Genomic DNA, 17925 nt, shown 5'->3' with positions numbered 1-17925 from the left:
GAGCGGCCCGCCGTCCGGCAAGACCGCCCCGTCGATCCCGATTGGCTTTCTTACACCCGAAAGCGTTCGACCCGCTCCCGAAGCGACCGGGTCGCGTCGACCAGATCCGCCAGCGTCTTTTTCAGGTCGCCGATCGTCGCGCTCGTCTCCTCGGAGGAGGCGGCCACCTCTTCGGCGCCGGCGGACGTCTCCTCGGCGAGGGCGGCCGCCGTCTGCGCTTCTTCGGCGAGCGCGCGGATGAGGGCTTTTTCTTCTTCGACCGCCCGGACGATCTCGCCGACCGCCTGCTCGACCTCCTGCATGAGCGCTTCGAGTCCGGAGAACGTCTCGCGGGCCGCCCGGGCGCCTTCGCCCTCCCGGGCGATCGCCGCCGCCCCGGCGGTGATCGCCTGTTCGACCGCCTCCATCGTCCGGAGAACGTCCCGGACGATCGCTTCGATCTCCCGCGCCGACTCGGCGCTCGATTCGGCGAGCTTCCGCACCTCGGCGGCGACGACGGCAAAGCCGCGGCCGTGCTCCCCGGCCCGGGCCGCCTCGATCGCCGCGTTCAGGGCAAGGAGGTTCGTCCGGGAGGCGATCTCGCCGACCGCCGCGGCGATCTTCACGATCGAGCGCATCTTGTCGGCAAGCGTCCGGACCGCCTCGGCGTGCTCCGCCGACGTCGCCGACGCCCGCTCGACGCCGGCAACGAGCCCGTCGAGGGCGGCGGCGCTTTGGGCGAGAGCCGCCATCGCCTGCTCCGCCCGCCGGTGGATCGCCTCGACCCGTTCCGCGACGAGCGACCCGTGGCGATCGAGGGCGTGGACGCTTTCGTCCGTCTTCTGGGCGATCTGGGCGTGCTCCTCGGCGCCCCGGGCGATCTCCTCGATCGTCTGCGCCACCTGTTCCGTGGCGGCGGCGACGTCGTCGAACGCCGACCGAAAGCGCTCCGCCGCCTGTTCCGAAGCGGCGGCGTTTGCCTGCACCGCCCGAACGAGCGACCGGAGGTCCCCGACCATCCGGTCGAATGCCGCCGCGAGGCGCCCGAGCTCGTCCTGCCGGGGCAGGGCGATCTTCACCGTGAGATCCCCCTGGCCGACCGCTTCCGTCGCCTCAAGGAGGCGCGCCACCGGCCGCGTCACCGATCGGGCCGTCAGAAGCGCTCCGAGGACGAGGAAGACGACGCCGGCGAGAAGGACGATGAGCATGAGCCGCGACACGTCCCGGACCGGCCCTAAGGCGAGCGCCTGCGGCATTTCGACGAAGACGGCATAGCCCCGCACCGGGTCCGCGGCGTACGCCGCGAGCACCGGTTCGCCGAAGGCGTTTTTCGTCTTCAGCGCAAAGACTTTCCCCGCCTCGGCCTCCGCCTTATGGTCAAAGTAATGGGCAACGGCGCCGTCTTTGCGAATCAAGTCGAGGTTCCACTTCTCCCGGGGGAGCGCCGTCCCTTCGGCGTCGAACATTTGCGCCTGAAGGAGCCGATCGTCGTCGGCGGCGGCGACGAGGCCGTCGCGGGTGAGGAGGAAGACCGTCTGCCCCTGGATCGACTGCCCCCGGAGCGTCGGCCAGAGGAGCTGGATGTTCACCTTGGCCGCGAGCACATACCGCACCCGATCGAACAGATCGAGCGCCGGCGCGGCGTAGTTGATCTCAAAGATCGTCGGGATCGCCTTGTTCGGCTCAAGGGGCCCGACGTAACCGTCTTTGTTCTGGCCGCCTTCGAAAAAGGGTTCGTTTTTGAAGCTCACGCCGTCGCCGACCTTCTCTCCGTCGGCGGAAAACCCGAGGCGGGCGACGACCCGGCCGTCCAGATCGATCAGGGCGAGCTCCCGGAGCTGCTTCGAGGCGGATTTGATGTTGAGGAAGGCGAGCATCGCCTCGTTTTCGCTTTCGGTTTTCCCGAACGACTGGGCGACGGCCTTGATCTCATCGAGCAACATATCGTGAAACGCCGAAAGGCGCGCCAGCGTGTTTTGCGCCTTGGAGCGCATCTGGTCCATGATGCGCTCTTCCATCGTGACGGCGATGGTCGGCGTCACCACCGCCTGAAGCCCGATGGCGATGAAGACGATGACGATGAAAAACCGGGCCAAGATCTGAAACCGGAGCGAGCGGAAAAACGGCACGGCGCCCGGCGCCGGCCGCGCCGGCCCCCTCGGGTCCCCCGGCGAGACGCCGGCACCGCCGGATCGGTCCTCCGGCGCCCGCCGCCCGACCGATGCCCCGGCGCCCTGCATCGACCGAAGCATGCGCCGAGCAGAAGACCTCCCCGCCTGAAGGCCCCGGCCGAGGACCGGCCCGAGGCGCCCGAGCCAGGCGGCGAACGTTCGAACGGCCAGCCGCACGGCGGCGGCGACGCGCCGGCCGAAGCGCTGCGGATCGCCCATCGCAGTCCCTCCATTTCTCTCTGTAAGGGTTTATCGACCTCTTTCGGCCGGCGTTTTATAGGACGTTCGAACGATCTCGCCACCAAAAAACCGCTTCGGGAACCCCCGAAGCGGACGGGCCGGCGCCGGCGTCGGTCGGTCAGAAATCGACCAAGCCGAGGCTGATCATGAGCGCTTCGTTGACGCGGCTCATCACCTCGTCGTCGAGGTGGGTGATCTTGTCCGTGAGCCGCTGCTTGTCGATCGTGCGGATCTGCTCCAGGAGGATGACCGAATCCCGATCGAGGCCGTGGGCCTTGCCCGAGATCTCGACGTGCGTCGGCAGCTTCGCCTTCTGGATCTGCGAGGTGATGGCGGCGACGATGACCGTCGGGCTAAAGCGGTTGCCGATGTCGTTCTGAATGACCAGGACCGGTCGCATGCCCCCCTGCTCGGAGCCGACCACGGGGGAAAGATTGGCAAAAAAGACGTCGCCGCGCCGGACGATCATCCCTACACCCCGCTCACCATGCGCAAAATGGTGAGATCGGCTTCCTCTTCCGCTGGCTGCGCTTCCACCGCCATGACCAGGTTGATCCGGGCCATCTCCTGATAGCCGGCTTCCATCCGGGCTCTTAAGTGCTCCTTTCGCTTCTCCCAGACGTAGTGCCGCATCGCCTCTCGGATGAAGGCGCTCCGGCTGGACCGCTCCCGCTCGGCGAGGCCGTCCACCTCGGCCAAAAGGTCCTGCGGAACGCTCACGACGATCCGCTTGACCGCGCCTTCCTTGCCCAACCGATCCACCTCCGCCCGTCGCCCCGGCCCCGCGCCGGAAAGAGCGTCGATTTCCGCTGTGTAGCATTGTACCAGACGCCGGATCCCGCCGCAAACGGGGTCGCGGCGGCTCCGGGCGGACGTCGGGCCGCCGCCGGCGGCGCTCCGACCGCACCGGCCGCGGCGCCGGCCCGACGCTCCGACGTAAGCGGCGGCGACGGCATTATGCCCCGACCGCGCCGGCCGCGGGGCCGTCTGCTTCGCCCTCGACGACGACCCGCGGAATCCGCCGGGAAAGCCGCGTCACCACTTCATACGGAATCGTCCCGAGGGCTTCCGCCAGCGCCTCGGCGGTGATCGCCTCCGACCCCTGCCGGCCGATGACGACGACCTCTTCCCCCGGCGCTGCCTGCGGCACGTCGGTCACGTCGACGACGATCGCGTCCATCGTCACCCGGCCGACGACCGGCACCCGGCGCCCCCGGACGAGCACCTCGCCGCGGTTCGAAAACCGCCGATCGTACCCGTCGCCGTACCCGACCGGAACCGTCGCCAGGCGCCGGGGGCGGTCGGCGACGTACGTGCCGCCGTAACTCACCGCCGTGCCGGCCGGCACCTCGACCACCTGAGCGATCGACGAACGAAGCGTAAGCACCGGCCGGAGCGCGATCCCGAGGCGCTCCAAAAAGCCCGGCGCCGGCGAAAGGCCGTAGAGGGCGATGCCGAGCCGGACGGCCGAAAGGCTCCGCTCCGGATAGCGGAGGGCGGCCGCGCTGTTGGAAAAATGGAGCACCGGCGGCAGAAGCCCCGCCTCCCCGAGGGCGGCCGCCATCGCCTGAAAGCGGGCAAACTGGCCGTCCGCCGAGTCGCCGTCCAGATCGTCGGCGGCGGCGTAGTGGCTGTAGAGCCCTTCGACCTCCACCCGGCCGAGGCTTCGCAAAGCCCGGACGGCGTCCGCCGCCTCGTCCGGCGAACGAAAGCCGTAGCGGCGCATCCCCGTGTCGACCTTGAGGTGCACCCGAAGGGGCGGAAGGAGCGGGGAGAGCCCCTGCCGGATGAGGTCGACCTGATGGCGGTCAAACACGGTGAGCGTCAGCCCCTGCGCCTGGGCATCGGCGACGCACGAGGCCGCATACGGGCCGAAGACGAGCACCGGCGCGCCGATCCCCGCCGCCCTAAGCTCCAGCGCCTCGCCGACCGTGGCCACCGCCAGCGCTCCGGCCCCGGCCCTGAGGGCCGCCTCGGCGATCTCCCGGGCGCCGTGGCCGTAGGCGTTGTCCTTCACCACGGCAATGACGCCGGTCCCCTGCGGCAGGCGGGCGCGAATCGTCTGCAGGTTGTGCCGGAGGGCCGAAAGGTCGAGAACGATCGTCGTCGAACGGCAGGCGATCCGGCTCACGGGCCTCTCTCCTCGTCGGCAAGGCATTCGTTTCTTCATCTTACCGCGAATCGGGGAGAAGAGGCAAGGAGGCCGCGGCCGGATGGCCGCTATTTTTCCGCCGGGGCGAGGAGCGACTCGGCGACCCGGAGGAGGTCCTCCCGGGCCAGGTCGACCGTCGTGAGCTTGTAGTCGACGCCGCCGGCGGTCACCCGGAGCGTCGTGAGCTCGCCGATCCGGGTGAGGACGCCGATCGCCCCGCCGGAAAGCCACACCGGCTCGCCGCTCGGCGCCACCACCTCCACCGCCCGGGCCGGCTGGGCCGAGATCGTGAGGCGAAAGGCCCCGCCGTAGGTGAGGGTGTAGCTCCCGTCGGGTTTTTTCTCCACGCCGACGAGCTCCGTCCCCGGCGGCCGCCAGAGAGGCTCCCGGTACTCGACGCCGGCCGAGGCGGGAGCCGTCTCACCGGCCGACGAAGACGGCTTTTCTCCGGCGGCGTCGGGCTTGAAATCCTCCGGCCGAAGCGGCGGATTCCACTCGAACCGGGAAAAGACGAGCACGACGAGGGGGCGGTCGTCGGCGTCAAGCACTTCCACCCGCTTCGGCGCGAGCGTCCGCTTGTCGAACCAGATCTTCTGCGTCGAAAGGAGGCGATTCTGATATTCGGCCTTCACCCGGAAGACGTAGCCGTCGTCCGCCGCCTCGAACACGCGGGCGCCGTCGGCGGCGATGCTCCGGACGAGCGACTCGAAGAGGTAGACCTGGCTCTGGTTTTCCGGCCAGCGGCTCTGAAAGCGGTACGTCTTCCCGAGGTTGGGCGTGACGACAAAGACGCCGTCGTCGTTTTTGACGATCACCTGCCGGATGCCGCCGGCGGCATTCGAAAGCGACACGCGGTAGTACGCCGGCTTCAAATGCTTGACTTCGACGGCATAGTCGACCGGATGGGCGCCTGTGGCGATGGTGAGCGTCCCTTCCGCCCGATACCCCTGAATCGACTTCGCCTTCCGCTCGAGGTCCTGAAGCACCCCCTCGGCGTCTTTCTTGCCGCCGCATCCGGCGAGCATGCCCGGCACCGTCAGAAAGGCCAAAAGCGCCCACACCATGCGCGCCGTCCACCGTCGGGCCACGCGCTCCACCCCTTCCCGAGGACTTCGTCATCCCATGTCTATGTCCAAGCGGGGGGCGCTAGACCACCGCTCGACGATCGCCACGGCGACGGTGTGGGAACGCTCATGGGAAATGGCGACGTGAATCCGGACGTCGCCCGGGGCGCCGAGCGCCGCCTTCAACCGGTCCCCCTCCGCCCGGACCGCCGGACGGCCGCCGGGGCCCGGAAGGAGGCTTATGTCCTGAAAGGAAAACCGCCCGCCGATGCCCGTTCCGAAGGCCTTCGCCAGGGCTTCCTTGGCCGCAAAGCGGCCGGAGATGAACTCCAGCCGGCGCCGCCCCTCGGCCGGAAGCGCCGCCCGTTCCGCCGGCGTGAGCACCCGCTCGATGAAGCGCGGACGGCGTTCGAGCAGGCGGGCGAGGCGGGCCTGGTCGACCAGATCGATGCCGACGCCGACGATCACGCGCCTTCCCTCCCGGACGTTTTTCCGTGTGGTATACTGAGTGTATAAAAAAGAACGCAACCGAAAAAAGGAGTCAGGCCATGGCAGCCCACGACCGTCCGGAAGCGGCGTTCGAGCTCGTCGATGACGCGGACCTCGGGCTCAAGATCCCGCGGCTCAAAAAGCCCGTCGAGGCGTTCACCCCGGCGGAAAAAGACGCCCTCGCCCTCGAGCTGGAAAAGCTGAGCGGCCTCATCCCGGACCGCATCCGGGCCCTCGAGGCCCGTTACCTCGCCCTCTTTCGGGAAGCCGAAGCGGCGGGCGAGACGGACGACGCGGCGTTTTTCGAGGCCCTCGAGCGGGCCGGCGCCGTCGCCCGGAAGATCGCCGAGCTGAACACCCTCTACTACGCCATCCAGGGGGAATTTTTGACGACGTACGTCGGCTGAGATCGCCGAACCGCAAACGCAAAGCGCCGCAGCGTCATGCCGCGGCGCTTTGCGTTACTTGCTCGGATCCTCTTTGCCCCGCCTCGGTTCACATGAACTCCGCTTCGATCTCCCGGATCGTCGCCTCGTCCATCGGACCGGCGGCGATGTCCCGCATCTTCCAGTCGATGCCGAGGAGGGTCTGGAAGTCCGGCCGCTTTTCGACGTAGAGGATGCCGTGAACGTGGCCGCCGTGCTCCTTCACGACCCGGATCGCCTCCTCCCGCGTCGGGAGCGGCTCCGGCACGTCGACGAGGTGCTCGCGGTAGAAGTCGTACGTATTCACCTTGTTGTACGTCACGCACGGCGAAAGGACGTTCACGAGCGAAAAGCCCTTGTGCTTGATCGCCGCCTCGATGATCTCCGTCATGCGCTTCACGTCACCGGAGAAGGCCTGGGCGACGAACGTCGCCCCGTTCGCGAGGGCGATCGAAAGCCCGTCCATCGGGTATTCTTTGTTCCCCTTGACGGTCGTCTTGCTGACGAAGTTGTGGGGGCTCGTCGGCGACGTCTGGCCCTTCGTCAGGCCGTAGATGCTGTTGTCCATGACGAGGTAAGTGATGTCCATGTTTCGCCGGACGGCGTGGACGAAGTGCCCGGCGCCGATGCCGTAGCCGTCGCCGTCGCCGCCGGTGACGATGACGTGCATCTCCGGCGCCGCCAGCTTCGCCCCCTGGGCGACCGGAAGCGCCCGGCCGTGGATCGTGTGGAAACCGTAGGCGCGGGTGTACTCCGGCAGCTTGCTCGAGCAGCCGATGCCGGAGACGATGATCACCTCGTGGGGGTGGAGGCCGAGGTTGACGAGAGCCCGCTGCAGGCCGGCCATCACGCTGAAATGGCCGCAGCCCGGGCACCACGTCGGCTGGTCGCCCTTGTAATCTTTAAGCGTGGGCTTCTTGAGCTCGACGGACACGATCGAGCACCTCCTTGACTTCCCCGGCCACCCGCGTCACCCGGAACGGATTTCCGTCGTACTGGGTGATGGCCGTCGACCGGTCGTGAATCGGGAAATGCTGCCGGAGCCACTGCAGGAGCTGACCGGAGTAGTTGTTTTCCACCGTGATGATCATCCGCTTGCCGGCGAGATAGGGCCGAAGTTCTTCCACCGGAAGCGGCTTCAGCTGCTGGATGAAGAGCCCGCCGACGGTCACGCCGTCGTCTTCCCGAAGCCGCCGGGCGACCTCCTCGATCACGCCTCGGGCCGAACCGACGCCGACGAGCATGACGTCCGCCTCGCCGTCCTGGACGTAAAACGGGCGGCTCAGGCGGGCCGTCTTCACCTTTTCCATCCGCTTCTGCATGATCTTCGTCCGGATGACCGGATCTTCCGTGATGTAGCCGTCCTCGCCGTGCTCGTTCGAGCTTGCCGTATGGACGCCGTAGGGGTTGCCCGGTAGCGCCCGCGGCGAGATGCCGTCTTCGGTGAAGCGGTAGCGCTTGAAGATGAACTCGCCGTACTTCTTCGCTTCCTCCGGCGTGACGATCTTCCCCCGGTCGATCGGCACCCGCTTCGCGTCGATCCGCGGGATCGTCGTCCGGTTCATCGAAAGGACGAGGTCGAGGGCGAGGATGACCGGCGTCTGATACCGCTCCGCCAGGTTGAACGCTTCGGCGGCGACGTAGAACGCGTCCTCGATGCTCGACGGGTAGACGACGATCCGCGGGATCTCGCCGTGGGTGGCGAACAGCATGTGGAAAAGGTCGCTCTGCTCGTGCTTCGTCGGCAGCCCCGTCGACGGGCCCGCCCGCTGGGAGTCGACGATGACGATCGGCGTCTCGCTCATCGCCGCCATCCCGAGGGCTTCCGTCTTCAGGGACATCCCGGGGCCCGACGTCGACGTCATCGCCCGGGCGCCGGCGTACGCCGCTCCGACGGCAAAGGTGATCCCGGCGATCTCATCTTCCACCTGGAGGATCGTCCCGCCGACCGCCGGAAGGTGCGCCGCCATCCACTCCATGATCTCCGACGCCGGCGTGATCGGGTACGCCGAGAGGAAGCGGCAGCCGGCCATGAAGCTGCCGAACGCCGTCGCTTCGTTCCCGGAGATGTAGAGCCGCTCGGTCGACCGCGGAAGCGGCTCGAGGCGCTTCATCCGATCGGCGAGGTGCTCCCGGACGAGGGCGTAGCCTTTGTCGACCGCCGCCTTGTTGGAGGCGATGACTTTTTCCCCTTTTTTCTCAAACTGCTTCTCGATGAAGGCGTAAAACTCTTCCACCGGCAGCGACACGAGGGCGCCGCTCATGCCGAGGGCGATCATGTTCTTTGCGAGGGGGTTTCCGAGCTCCGTTGCAATCGCTTTCAACGGAAAGACGGCAAGAAGATACCCGTCCTCTTCCCGAATCGCCGTCTCCTTCCCTTCCTGGATGACGATCGCGCCGGGCCGAAGCTCGTGGCGGTTGATCGGAATCGTCTCGTCGTCGAGGGCCAGCAAGATGTCGACGAAGTCGCCGGCGTGCTGCGTCGGGTACGGCGTCGCCCGAAGCTTGTAGTTCGTGTGTCCGCCTTTGATCCGGCTCATGAACTGCTTGTACGTCGTCACATAGTAGCCGTAACGAAAGAGCGTCCGGGCAAAAATCTCCCCGGTGGAGTCGATGCCTTCGCCCTGCTGGCCGCCGACCTTCCACTCGAGGGTGCGGATCGTCTCCACGCCCGCCGCCTCCTTTCCGGTTCGGTGTATCAGTACAGATCGCGCCCGTGTTTGATACACCTTTTGCATTCCTACGTTTATTGTAGAGGAAAGGCGGCAGAAGGGCAATATGACAGAAATACATCTTTCCTTAAAACAGCTCCCCTTCGCGGGCAAATCAAAAGCCGGCGGTCATCCGCCGGCGCGGCCTTCCAGGCGGGCGGCGTACGCTGCCGCCGCCGCCGGAAGGAGGGCGGCCAGGTGGGGCTTGAGCGCGGCCACTTTGGCCTCGGCCGCCTCCGGCGCAAGGCCCGCCTGGCGAAAATAGGCGTAGGTGGAGAGCACCTCCAGAAACGACGCCGGTTCGGCGATGAGCGACCGGTAGAGCTCGGCGTCGATCGGAAAGCGGTACCCGTCCGCCTCGAGCCGGGCCAAAAACGACCGCCCCCGCTCCGTCAGGCGGTATTCGTACCCGTCCGGGCCCGTCCGCTCTTCGACGAGGCCGTCTTCGACGAGCCGATCGATCGCCTCCTGCAGCGTGTGGGCGTACGGCCCGAAGTGATGGTACTGAAAGGGGTAGGGAAACGGCGCGCCGGAGACTTTCAGAAGATGCACCGTCTTCTGAAGTCTCTTCCGGCCGACGATCGGCGCGATGGACAGCATCTTGAGCAGGGCATGGGTCGAGCGAAACACGTCGACCATCCCCGATCCCCCCTTCCCGCGGTGATATCGGCGTCTTCCGGCCGGGCGCCGGCGCCGCCGTTTTTTGGCCTTTTTAACGGAGCGCCCGAAGCCGCGCGGCCATCTCTTCCCGGATCTCCCGCGGGACGTACACCCGCCGGTAGGCGTGCCGGTGCTCCCGGAGAAAACGAATGAGCTCCGACGCCCGGGAAAGCTCCACCGCCCGGCCCTCCCGGTCGATCATCCAGACGGCGACCGTCGACTCGGCGTCGCCGTCCGCCGGCGCCGCGGCGCTTTCGCCCCCCCGAGCCCGGGCATCGTCCTTCGCCGGCGCCGGGACCTCCCCGACCCCCGTCCCGCCGGCGCCGCCCGCCGAAGCGCCGCTTTCTTTGTCCGAACCGCCGCCCGCCGTCGTTTCCGCCGGCCGCCGGCCGGCCGGCAGAAGATAAGGATCTTTGTACGGGATCGTCTCTTCGGTGTCGAGGAAAAGGGCATATCGGCCGGGAATCGGCCGGCCGTCCAATCCGGCGAGGCCATGGGCGCGCAGGCGCTCGGCCGCTTCCTCATGCAGTTCGTAGAGGCGATCCGTCGGCAGGCCCCCTTCCGGGAGCGGAAGCGCTTTGTAGAGGTCCCGGGCGATGAGGCGACGGCTGAGCGTCCGAAGGACGGGGTCGGGGTGCTCCTGCCAGTCGAAAAACGCCGACCACACCGTCGCGTCGGTCAAGGTGAGGAACGCCCCGAGGATCGCCTCCGCCGCCTGCTCCGGATCCCGGCGGGACCGGAGGGCGAGCACCGCCCCGAGCGCCGGCGGCAGCGTAAGCGCCCCCGCCTCGGCGAGTTCCGCCGCCCGCAGCAACAGATGCTGGACCATGAGTTCCGCCGCCCGGGTCGTCTTGTGCAGATAGACGTGGCGGTACATGTAGAAGCGGGCCATCATGAAATCTTCCGCGATGCTGAGCCCCTTTTCCAGGTCGAGGCCGACTTCCGCCTCGACGCTCCCCTCCCGAGGGACCGACACGCCGAGGCGGAGGGAGTGGATGAGCCACTCCAGGTCGAGGGCGCCGTAGCGGGCGCCCGTCATGTGGGCGTCCCGAAGGAGATAGTCCGTCCGGTCGACGTCGAGCTGGCTGGAGAGGAGCTTCACGATCGCCCGGTTGGCGTGGGAGCGGCCGATGACGTCGGAGACCTCCCGGGCAAGCCCCGGCCGTTCGGCTTCGAGCACGCGGGTGACGGCCGTGCCGCCGGTGACGATGAGGCGGCTCCACGCCTCGTGGTGGACCCCCGTCACCGCCTCGATGGCGTGAGAGAGCGGCCCGTGGCCGATGTCGTGCAAAAGCGCCGCCGCCATGGCAAGCAGCCGATCTTCCTTCAGGCGCTCGCCGCCGGGCGCCGCCCGGCGCGCCCCCTCATCGGCGAGCAGCCGGTCGACGAACCGCTTCATGAGGTGGGCCACGCCGATGGAGTGGCTGAAGCGGGTGTGGGTCGCCCCGGGATAGGTGAAAAACGAAAGGCCGAGCTGGCGGATGTGGTGGAGCCGCTGGAACTCCGGCGTGTCGATCAGCCGGACGATGAGGCCTTCCGTCTTCAGGTCGAACTGGATCAGGTTGTGGACCGGATCGCGAATGGTCTTCATGGCGGCCTCCCGCTTCGCGCCGCGCCCGATCGCCGCAAGGCGCGCCTAGACGCCGGTCCGCATCATCGCCCGGACCGTCCGCAAAAACTCCTCCAGGATGTCCGGATCGTCTTCCTTCAGGCGCGGAATGACGCACGTGCGGATGTGGCTCTCCAGGATCAGACGGGCCACCGCCGACAGGGCGTTTTGCGCCGCCGTGATCTGATGCAGAATGTCGTCACAGTACGCGCCGGCGTCGATCATCCCTTTGATGCCCCGAACCTGCCCCTCGATGCGGTTCATCCGCCGCTCGAGATCCCGGCGAAGCTGCGGCGAGATCTTGCCCCGTCGGCCGCTCGGGAGATGGCAGGTGAGGGCCCCCGCCTCGCCGGCCTCCGGCGCTACCCGGTCGGGACGCGGGTCGGCGCCGGTCGACGCGACGGGCGGGTTCAGATTGCGCTGTTCGTCCATCGAAGTCCCCCGCCGCTTGCCTTTTCCTCGATTCTAACATGCTCCCCACCGGTATACAAGGCGCCGGCGGCGCGTACAAAGTGGATATGGCGTGACTTTCTCCCTCCCCCTGAAAGGGAAGGGCTTCCTGGCGGCAGGATGTCCTGCCGGGTTACACCGCAGGCTTCTTGCCTGCGGAGGGGACCGTCACCGGGGTCCCGACTACGTCAGGTACCGGGCCTCAGGCCCCGGCCCTTGACGATACGTGCACAAAGCGGTTATGCCGCCTGTCCCAGCGCCAGTGCCGGATCACACGGACAGGCACCGGCGCCGGAAGATCGATGCGGTCGCCCGTGAACCGGCGTTTCAGCAAATTCCCGGCGCCGTTCAGATCCGCCTGCAAAGAGAAGCCGCATCGCCTGCACTTCCAGTGCCCGCGATGTCTTCTCGACGACGGGTCCCGCCGGCCGCAGGCGTAACAGGTCGATGACGTGTACTTTTCGGGAAGAAAGATCGTCCGAATCCCGCGCATGAGGTTTTTGTACCCCTGCTGGGAGCCGAGGCGATCGTAGGCCATCTGGTTGATCTTCTGACTGGCCTTCTTCCCTTTCATCCCGGCTCTGGCGGAGCGGCGAAGGCCGGTCAGATCGCCGAGGACGGCGACGGCGATGCCTTCTTTACGGTCGAGTTCGGCCAGCGCTTTCGTCAGGGCGTGCTCCATGTGCCGGATCCGGCGATCGAGCTTTTCAAGCACCCGGCCTTTGGCCGCCTGAAGCCGGCGAAAGCGCCGCGATCCTTCCCTGAGGCGGCTCAGCTTCGCCTGAAATTCCGCCAGCACCTTGTTGCGGTACTGGATCTGGGCCAGGAGTTCGCGGCCGACGAAAAGATCCAGCACACCGGCGGAGGTCGCCCGGGCAAGCATGGCCGCGTTGTAGTCGTACGCCGCAACGGGCCCCGCCTCAGGGCGGACCGGCACGACCCCGAGATCGAAGGTCACGTGGAGGATGAGGTTTTCCACCTTCCGGCGACGGACGATCGCCTTCACCTTGACCTCGACCGGAGTCCCGGTGATGCTTTGTCCATCCGGCAGGACGATGACGTTCCATCCCGCAGGCAGCGGAACCGAAACGGGATCTTTTCCCCGCGATCGCTTCAGCCCAAGGCCGTCCGGTCGGACGTCAAAGCCCTGCTTTTTCCAGGTGACCGTCCGAAGATGCTTCTTTGGCTTGAAATCCGGGGGCTGCATTTCCTCGTGACCGTTTTCCCGGTGCTTCCGGTAGCCGGAGACGGCCTCAAAGTACTCTTCCACCACCGCCTGAGCCGACTGGGAGTGGAGTTCCTTCCAGGATGCGAAGAACTTGAATTTGGCCTTCAGTTCCCCTTCGTTCGGCCACCGGTTTTCTTTTTCCCGGATCTCCCGCGAATGCCAGACGCACGAATTCCAGATCCGGTTGGCCGCCTGCATGATCGGTGCGAACTCCGGCAGGCGGTCCGGTCCGATCGGAAACTGCCGGGTGAGCAGCAGTCGATCGGGATGGGAGGCGGAACTCCAGGCCATGCCTTTCACCTCCTTAAGTTTAAGGATACTGAAATTCGAACAAGTGCTCAATCGCCGCTATCATCCCGCCCTCTGAAGAAGGCGGGTCTTCCCGCGGCGTACTATAATGAAAGGCGCAATCCAGCCAGAATTCGATCCGGATATCCGGAAAGGAGCCTTGGGCCCTCATGCCGAAAGCGGTCCTGACCGGCGGCGGCACCGCCGGGCACGTCATGCTGAACCTCGCCCTCATCCCCCACCTCCGGGCGCGGGGGATCGACGTCGCCTACATCGGTTCGCGGGACGGCCTCGAACGCCGGCTCCTCGCCGCCGCCGCGGCCGACGTGCCGTATTACGCCGTGTCCACCGGCAAGCTCCGGCGCTATTTCGACTGGCAAAACTTCAAAGACCCCTTCCGCGTCGCCGCCGGCGTCGTCGAAGCCGCCCGGCTGCTCGGCCGCCTCCGGCCCGACGTCGTCTTTTCCAAAGGCGGCTTCGTCGCCGTTCCGGTCGTCCTCGCCGCCCGTCTTCGGGGCCTTCCGGTCGTCGCCCACGAATCGGACCTCACGCCGGGGCTCGCCAACCGGATCGCACTCCCCTTCGTCCGGGAAGTGCTCGTCACCTTTCCCGAGACGAAAGCGCGCCTTCGGCACCCGAGGGTGCGCCTCGTCGGCGGCGTCGTCCGGGAGGCGCTTTTGAACGGCCGGCGGGAGGAAGGCCGCCGCCTCTGCGGCTTTTCGTCGCCCGAGGACCGGGCCCGGCCCGGGCGGGCCAAACCGGTCCTCCTCGTCACCGGCGGAAGCCTCGGCGCCCGGAAGCTCAACGAAGCGCTCCGGGCGCGCCTCGACGATTTTCTCGCCCGCTACGCCATCATCCACCTGACCGGCGAGCAAGGGTACGATCCGTCCTTGCGGCGGCCGGGCTACTGCCAGTTCGCCTTTGCCCGCGAGGAGCTTCCCCACCTCTTTGCCGCCGCCGACCTCGCCGTAAGCCGCGCCGGCGCCAACACGATCTTTGAACTCGCGGCCCTCAGCATCCCGATGCTCCTCGTCCCGCTTTCCCGGGCGCAAAGCCGCGGCGATCAGATCGAAAACGCCCGCTCTTTCGAGCGGCGGGGGCTCGCCCGCGTGCTCCCCGACGAGGCGGTGACGCCGGAGGCGCTCCTTCAGGCCGTCACGGCGCTTGAAGCGGAGGCCGAGGCGATCCGCCGCCGCCTGCTCGAGGCGCGGGACGGGCTCATCGCCCGGCCGGAAGCCGTGGCCGACGTCATCGCCGCCTACGCCGGGGGGACATCCCTCGACTGAACCGCCGATGCCGGAGGCGATCGCCCGCTGCATCCGCCCGCGCCGGAGGACCTCCTCCGTCCGAAGCGCCATGCCGGCGTAGATCCTTCGACGCATCCGCCACCGCCGGGGAACCTTCCTGTCCGAACCGCCGCACCGCCGGAAGCGGAGATCCCAACGGTTCGCGGGCAAAGCTTCCGCTGCTCAGGACGATCGGGCACGTTGACGGGCGGCTTCGCATAGGCTGAAAGCGTGACGATGGCCCGATCCGCCCGCCTTCGGGCGTACCCGAGGGGACAGACGGGTCGGGAAAAAGTCTAAGGAGGGAACACGCGGATGGCCGATAGCGCCCGCCCGACCGCCGCCTCGGAAGAACCCCCCCGCCCGCTCGTCATCGGGGATCCGTTTCCGTCGATGACGGTCGCGACGACCCACGGCACCCTCACCCTGCCGGATCACTACCGGGGGCGGTGGTTCGTCCTCTTCAGCCACCCGGGGGATTTTACGCCGGTGTGCACGACCGAATTTCTGTCGTTCCAGCGCCACCTGCCGGAATTTCAGAAAATGAACACCGAGCTCATCGGCCTCTCCGTCGATCAGGTGTACGCCCACCTGAAGTGGGTCGAATGGATCCAGCAAAAATTCGGCGTCCCGATCACCTTCCCGATCATCGCCGATCCCCTCGGCGACGTCGCCCGGCGGCTCAACATGTTGCCGAAGGCGAGCCCCCGCACGGTCCGGACCGTCTTCATCGTCGACGATGAGGGCATCGTCCGCCTCATCCTCTCCTACCCGGAAAACGTCGGCCGGAACATCCCCGAAATCGTCCGGGCCCTCCGAGCCCTCCGGGTGGCCAAAGAAGAGCGCGTCTCGACGCCGGCCAACTGGCCCCACAACGAGTGGATCGGCGCCAACGTCTTCGTCCCGCCGGCCGACTCCGTCGCCGAAATCCAGAAACGGATGGAGCAGCTCAAAAAAGGCGAGATCCAGTGCTACGACTGGTGGATGTGCTACCGGCCGCCGACCGGCCGGAGCGACGGCTGACCGGAACCGGACGCCCGCAAGCCGGAAGCTTTCCGGCGCAAAAAAGCCCGCCCTGGGGCGGGTTTTTCTTCTGAACCGAGGGCCGGAGGAAAGCTACGGCGCGGCGGGATCCGGCGCAGGCGCGGCGGGATCCGGCGCGGGCGGCCCTTCCGCCGGCCGCTCCGGCGGACCGCTCCCGCCGCGCTCCGGCGGTCCGGCGCCCTGGAAGACCGCGGATCCGGCCGCCTGCGGTTCCGCCGAACCGTCGGCCCGGTGCTCCGCCGGCGCCGAAACCTCCCGCTCCGGTGGCCGGGCGGCGAGATACGCCTCCAGCGTCCCGTACCGCTCCGCGATCGCCCGGGCGGCGTCGACGCCGACGTAGCGCAGATGCCACGGTTCGTACATGTACCCCGTGACCGATTCCTGGCCTTCGGGATAGCGGATGATGAAACCGAACGTCGGCGCGTGAGCCTGGAGCCACCGGCCGGCCGCCGACGCTCCAAAACACGGCTCGAGCAGGCAGCGGCCGCTCCGATCGGCGACGTCGATGGCGAGCCCCGTCTGATGTTCGCTCATCCCCGGCGGAGCACTGACCTTCAAGGCTTCCGCCTCGCCTTTCCGCCGCACGTTGGCTTGGAAAATCTGCTTTTGCAGCTCATACGAACGAAAAGCCGACACGCCGATGAGGCGAATCCCGTCCGCTTCGGCGGCCCGAACAAGCGCCTCGATCGCCCGAGCCGCCTCCCGGCGCATGAGCCGCCTCTCGTCGCCTTCCGGCTTGTCGAAGGGGATGGCGACCGGAACGAGATCCGGCGGGCGAAAATCCGGCGGCAGCCGGTGGGCCTTGTTCACCAGGACGAGGAGCGACAGCGGATCCGGCACTTCTTTCGCTGCCGTCGGAAGCGCAAACGGATCCGCCGTCGCCTCACCGGCTCCGGCCGCCGGCGCAGGCGTCCCCGGTCCGGGAGGCCCGCCTTGGGGCAAAGCGCCGGACGCCGGGGCGTCCGAGCGGCCGGGCTTCGGCGCCCCGGCGCTCCCACCGGCGTCGGGCGACGGCGCAGGAGGGAGGCGATCCCCGTCGGCCGGATGATCGCCGCCGGAAGGATCGCCGCCGGAAACCGAAGCGATCGGCCCACCGGCCCCTCCTTCCCCCCCGACCGGGGAAGCCTCGCCGGCGGCCGGCCCTCGCTTTTCGTCCTCGCCGAAACCGGAAAGGTTTGCCGCAGGGGAAGCCGGTCGGCCGACCCGGTCGTTCCCGTCGGCCAAGCTGAAGCGCCATCCGGCGATTCCTCCGGCGACCCCAACAACCAGCGCGCCGATGACGGCGACGGCTCCGGCAAACCGCTTCACCTTCCCTCACCTCCGCCCTTCCCCGGACTTCGGCGCCGGACCGCCGTCAGCGGATGTCCGCCGCCGCCGCTTCGTCGACGATGACGGTGACGCGCGGATGATGCTTCAGCGCCGACGCCGGCAGATCCGGCGACGGCCCCTCGTGATACAGGCGCCGGATCGCCTCCCGTTTCGACGGCCCGCTCGCGAGCAGGAGGATCTCCCGCGCCTCGAGGATCGTCCCGAGGCCCATCGTCACCGCGTGGGTCGGCACGTCTTCCGGCCGCTCGAAAAAGCGGGCGTTCGCCTCCCGGGTCGAGGCGGTGAGCGCCACGACATGCGTCCGGGCCTCGAACGGCGTCCCCGGTTCGTTAAAGCCGATGTGGCCGTTCGTGCCGATCCCGAGAAGCTGCAGATCGATGCCGCCGAGTTCCCGGATGTGCGCTTCATACCGGGCGCATTCCGCCTCGAGGTCGGCTGCCGTCCCCCGGGGGATGTCCCACGCGTCCGCCGGCAGATCGACATGATCGAACAGCTGCTCCCGCATAAAGCGGGCGTAGCTCTGCGGATGGTCCGGCGCGAGGCCGACGTATTCGTCGAGGTTCACCGTCCGAACCCGGGCAAACGAAATCTCTCCCCGCCGGAACGCGTCGACGAGGCGCCGGTACGTCCCGACCGGGGTCGATCCGGTGGCGAGTCCCAGCACGAGATCGGGTTGGGCCTTCATCCGTTCGATGATCCGCCGGGCCGCCTCCTCGGACATCGCGTCGTAGTCCCGGACGACGATCCACTCCATCGCATTTTCCTCTCCGGGTCCAAGCTTCAGCATCGGCCCGTCCGCT

17 protein-coding genes are annotated in these 17925 nt (G+C 67.8%); 3 read left to right on the top strand and 14 right to left on the bottom strand.

The window, feature by feature from the left end; genetic code table 11:
• Window positions 1-50: 50 nt before the first annotated feature.
• From SA87_RS03390 to acpS, 6 genes are all read right to left on the bottom strand, one after another.
• Window positions 51-2369, bottom strand: coding sequence for a methyl-accepting chemotaxis protein (locus SA87_RS03390; RefSeq protein WP_066199202.1), 2319 nt, complete (start codon window positions 2367-2369; stop codon window positions 51-53).
• Window positions 2370-2508: 139 nt separating this feature from the next.
• The gene (locus SA87_RS03385; RefSeq protein ID WP_066199199.1) at window positions 2509-2859 is read right to left on the bottom strand and encodes a type II toxin-antitoxin system PemK/MazF family toxin; all 351 of its coding nucleotides are present in this window, start codon (window positions 2857-2859) and stop codon (window positions 2509-2511) included.
• A 2-nt stretch (window positions 2860-2861) separates the two neighbouring features.
• Complete coding sequence (locus tag SA87_RS03380) at window positions 2862-3152, bottom strand: CopG family ribbon-helix-helix protein (protein WP_066199195.1); 291 nt, start codon at window positions 3150-3152, stop codon at window positions 2862-2864.
• 193 nt (window positions 3153-3345) lie between these two features.
• Window positions 3346-4521 (bottom strand): alanine racemase, encoded by a 1176-nt coding sequence (alr, locus tag SA87_RS03375; RefSeq protein WP_066441266.1) that lies wholly within the window; start codon window positions 4519-4521, stop codon window positions 3346-3348.
• A gap of 89 nt (window positions 4522-4610) precedes the next feature.
• Entirely contained in the window at window positions 4611-5630 is a 1020-nt protein-coding gene (locus tag SA87_RS03370; protein ID WP_082910457.1) for a LolA family protein, read from the bottom strand.
• A gap of 27 nt (window positions 5631-5657) precedes the next feature.
• Window positions 5658-6074, bottom strand: coding sequence for a holo-ACP synthase (gene acpS / locus SA87_RS03365; RefSeq protein WP_066199190.1), 417 nt, complete (start codon window positions 6072-6074; stop codon window positions 5658-5660).
• 80 nt (window positions 6075-6154) lie between these two features.
• Here acpS and SA87_RS03360 point away from each other — a divergent pair, with 80 nt between their 5' ends.
• Window positions 6155-6502, top strand: a complete 348-nt coding sequence (locus tag SA87_RS03360; protein WP_066199185.1) for a hypothetical protein — start codon at window positions 6155-6157, stop codon at window positions 6500-6502.
• A gap of 88 nt (window positions 6503-6590) precedes the next feature.
• Here the strand turns inward: SA87_RS03360 and SA87_RS03355 are convergent, their stop codons facing one another.
• The 6 genes from SA87_RS03355 to SA87_RS03330 all read right to left on the bottom strand — a co-directional run bounded on the left by SA87_RS03355 (window position 6591) and on the right by SA87_RS03330 (window position 13469).
• The gene (locus tag SA87_RS03355) at window positions 6591-7457 is read right to left on the bottom strand and encodes a 2-oxoacid:ferredoxin oxidoreductase subunit beta (protein ID WP_415579189.1); all 867 of its coding nucleotides are present in this window, start codon (window positions 7455-7457) and stop codon (window positions 6591-6593) included.
• Window positions 7423-9189 carry a 2-oxoacid:acceptor oxidoreductase subunit alpha gene (locus SA87_RS03350; protein WP_245637635.1) on the bottom strand — a complete coding sequence of 589 codons (1767 nt, stop codon included), beginning with the start codon at window positions 9187-9189 and terminating at the stop codon, window positions 7423-7425. The genes SA87_RS03355 and SA87_RS03350 overlap by 35 nt, the downstream gene beginning before the upstream one ends.
• Window positions 9190-9360: 171 nt before the next feature.
• Window positions 9361-9870 (bottom strand): hypothetical protein, encoded by a 510-nt coding sequence (locus SA87_RS03345; protein WP_066441273.1) that lies wholly within the window; start codon window positions 9868-9870, stop codon window positions 9361-9363.
• 73 nt (window positions 9871-9943) lie between these two features.
• Window positions 9944-11482, bottom strand: coding sequence for an HD domain-containing protein (locus tag SA87_RS03340; RefSeq protein ID WP_066199178.1), 1539 nt, complete (start codon window positions 11480-11482; stop codon window positions 9944-9946).
• 45 nt (window positions 11483-11527) lie between these two features.
• Window positions 11528-11932, bottom strand: a complete 405-nt coding sequence (locus tag SA87_RS03335; RefSeq protein WP_082718145.1) for a metal-sensitive transcriptional regulator — start codon at window positions 11930-11932, stop codon at window positions 11528-11530.
• 220 nt (window positions 11933-12152) lie between these two features.
• A complete protein-coding gene (locus tag SA87_RS03330) occupies window positions 12153-13469 on the bottom strand; it encodes an RNA-guided endonuclease InsQ/TnpB family protein (protein WP_066199173.1) in 1317 nt (438 codons plus the stop codon).
• Window positions 13470-13636: 167 nt separating this feature from the next.
• Between SA87_RS03330 and SA87_RS03325 the strand changes: the two genes are divergently transcribed.
• Together SA87_RS03325 and SA87_RS03320 are read left to right on the top strand one after the other, a co-directional pair.
• Complete coding sequence (locus SA87_RS03325; protein ID WP_066199165.1) at window positions 13637-14752, top strand: undecaprenyldiphospho-muramoylpentapeptide beta-N-acetylglucosaminyltransferase; 1116 nt, start codon at window positions 13637-13639, stop codon at window positions 14750-14752.
• Between the two features lie 315 nt (window positions 14753-15067).
• Window positions 15068-15775, top strand: coding sequence for a peroxiredoxin (locus SA87_RS03320; protein ID WP_066199163.1), 708 nt, complete (start codon window positions 15068-15070; stop codon window positions 15773-15775).
• A gap of 93 nt (window positions 15776-15868) precedes the next feature.
• On the opposite strand, the gene SA87_RS03315 is transcribed toward SA87_RS03320, so the two are convergent.
• Window positions 15869-17104 (bottom strand): M15 family metallopeptidase, encoded by a 1236-nt coding sequence (locus SA87_RS03315; protein WP_066199158.1) that lies wholly within the window; start codon window positions 17102-17104, stop codon window positions 15869-15871.
• 46 nt (window positions 17105-17150) lie between these two features.
• On the bottom strand, window positions 17151-17912 hold the full coding sequence (gene nagB / locus SA87_RS03310) for a glucosamine-6-phosphate deaminase (protein ID WP_245637634.1): 762 nt from the start codon (window positions 17910-17912) through the stop codon (window positions 17151-17153).
• Window positions 17913-17925: the final 13 nt, after the last annotated feature.

The sequence above is a fragment of the Hydrogenibacillus schlegelii genome, from assembly GCF_001653195.1.
In the GTDB taxonomy this organism is placed as follows: Bacteria; Bacillota; Bacilli; order Thermicanales; family DSM-22653; genus Hydrogenibacillus; species Hydrogenibacillus schlegelii.
Note: the sequence above shows the minus strand (reverse complement) of the source record. Positions and strands in the feature narration are given on the sequence as shown.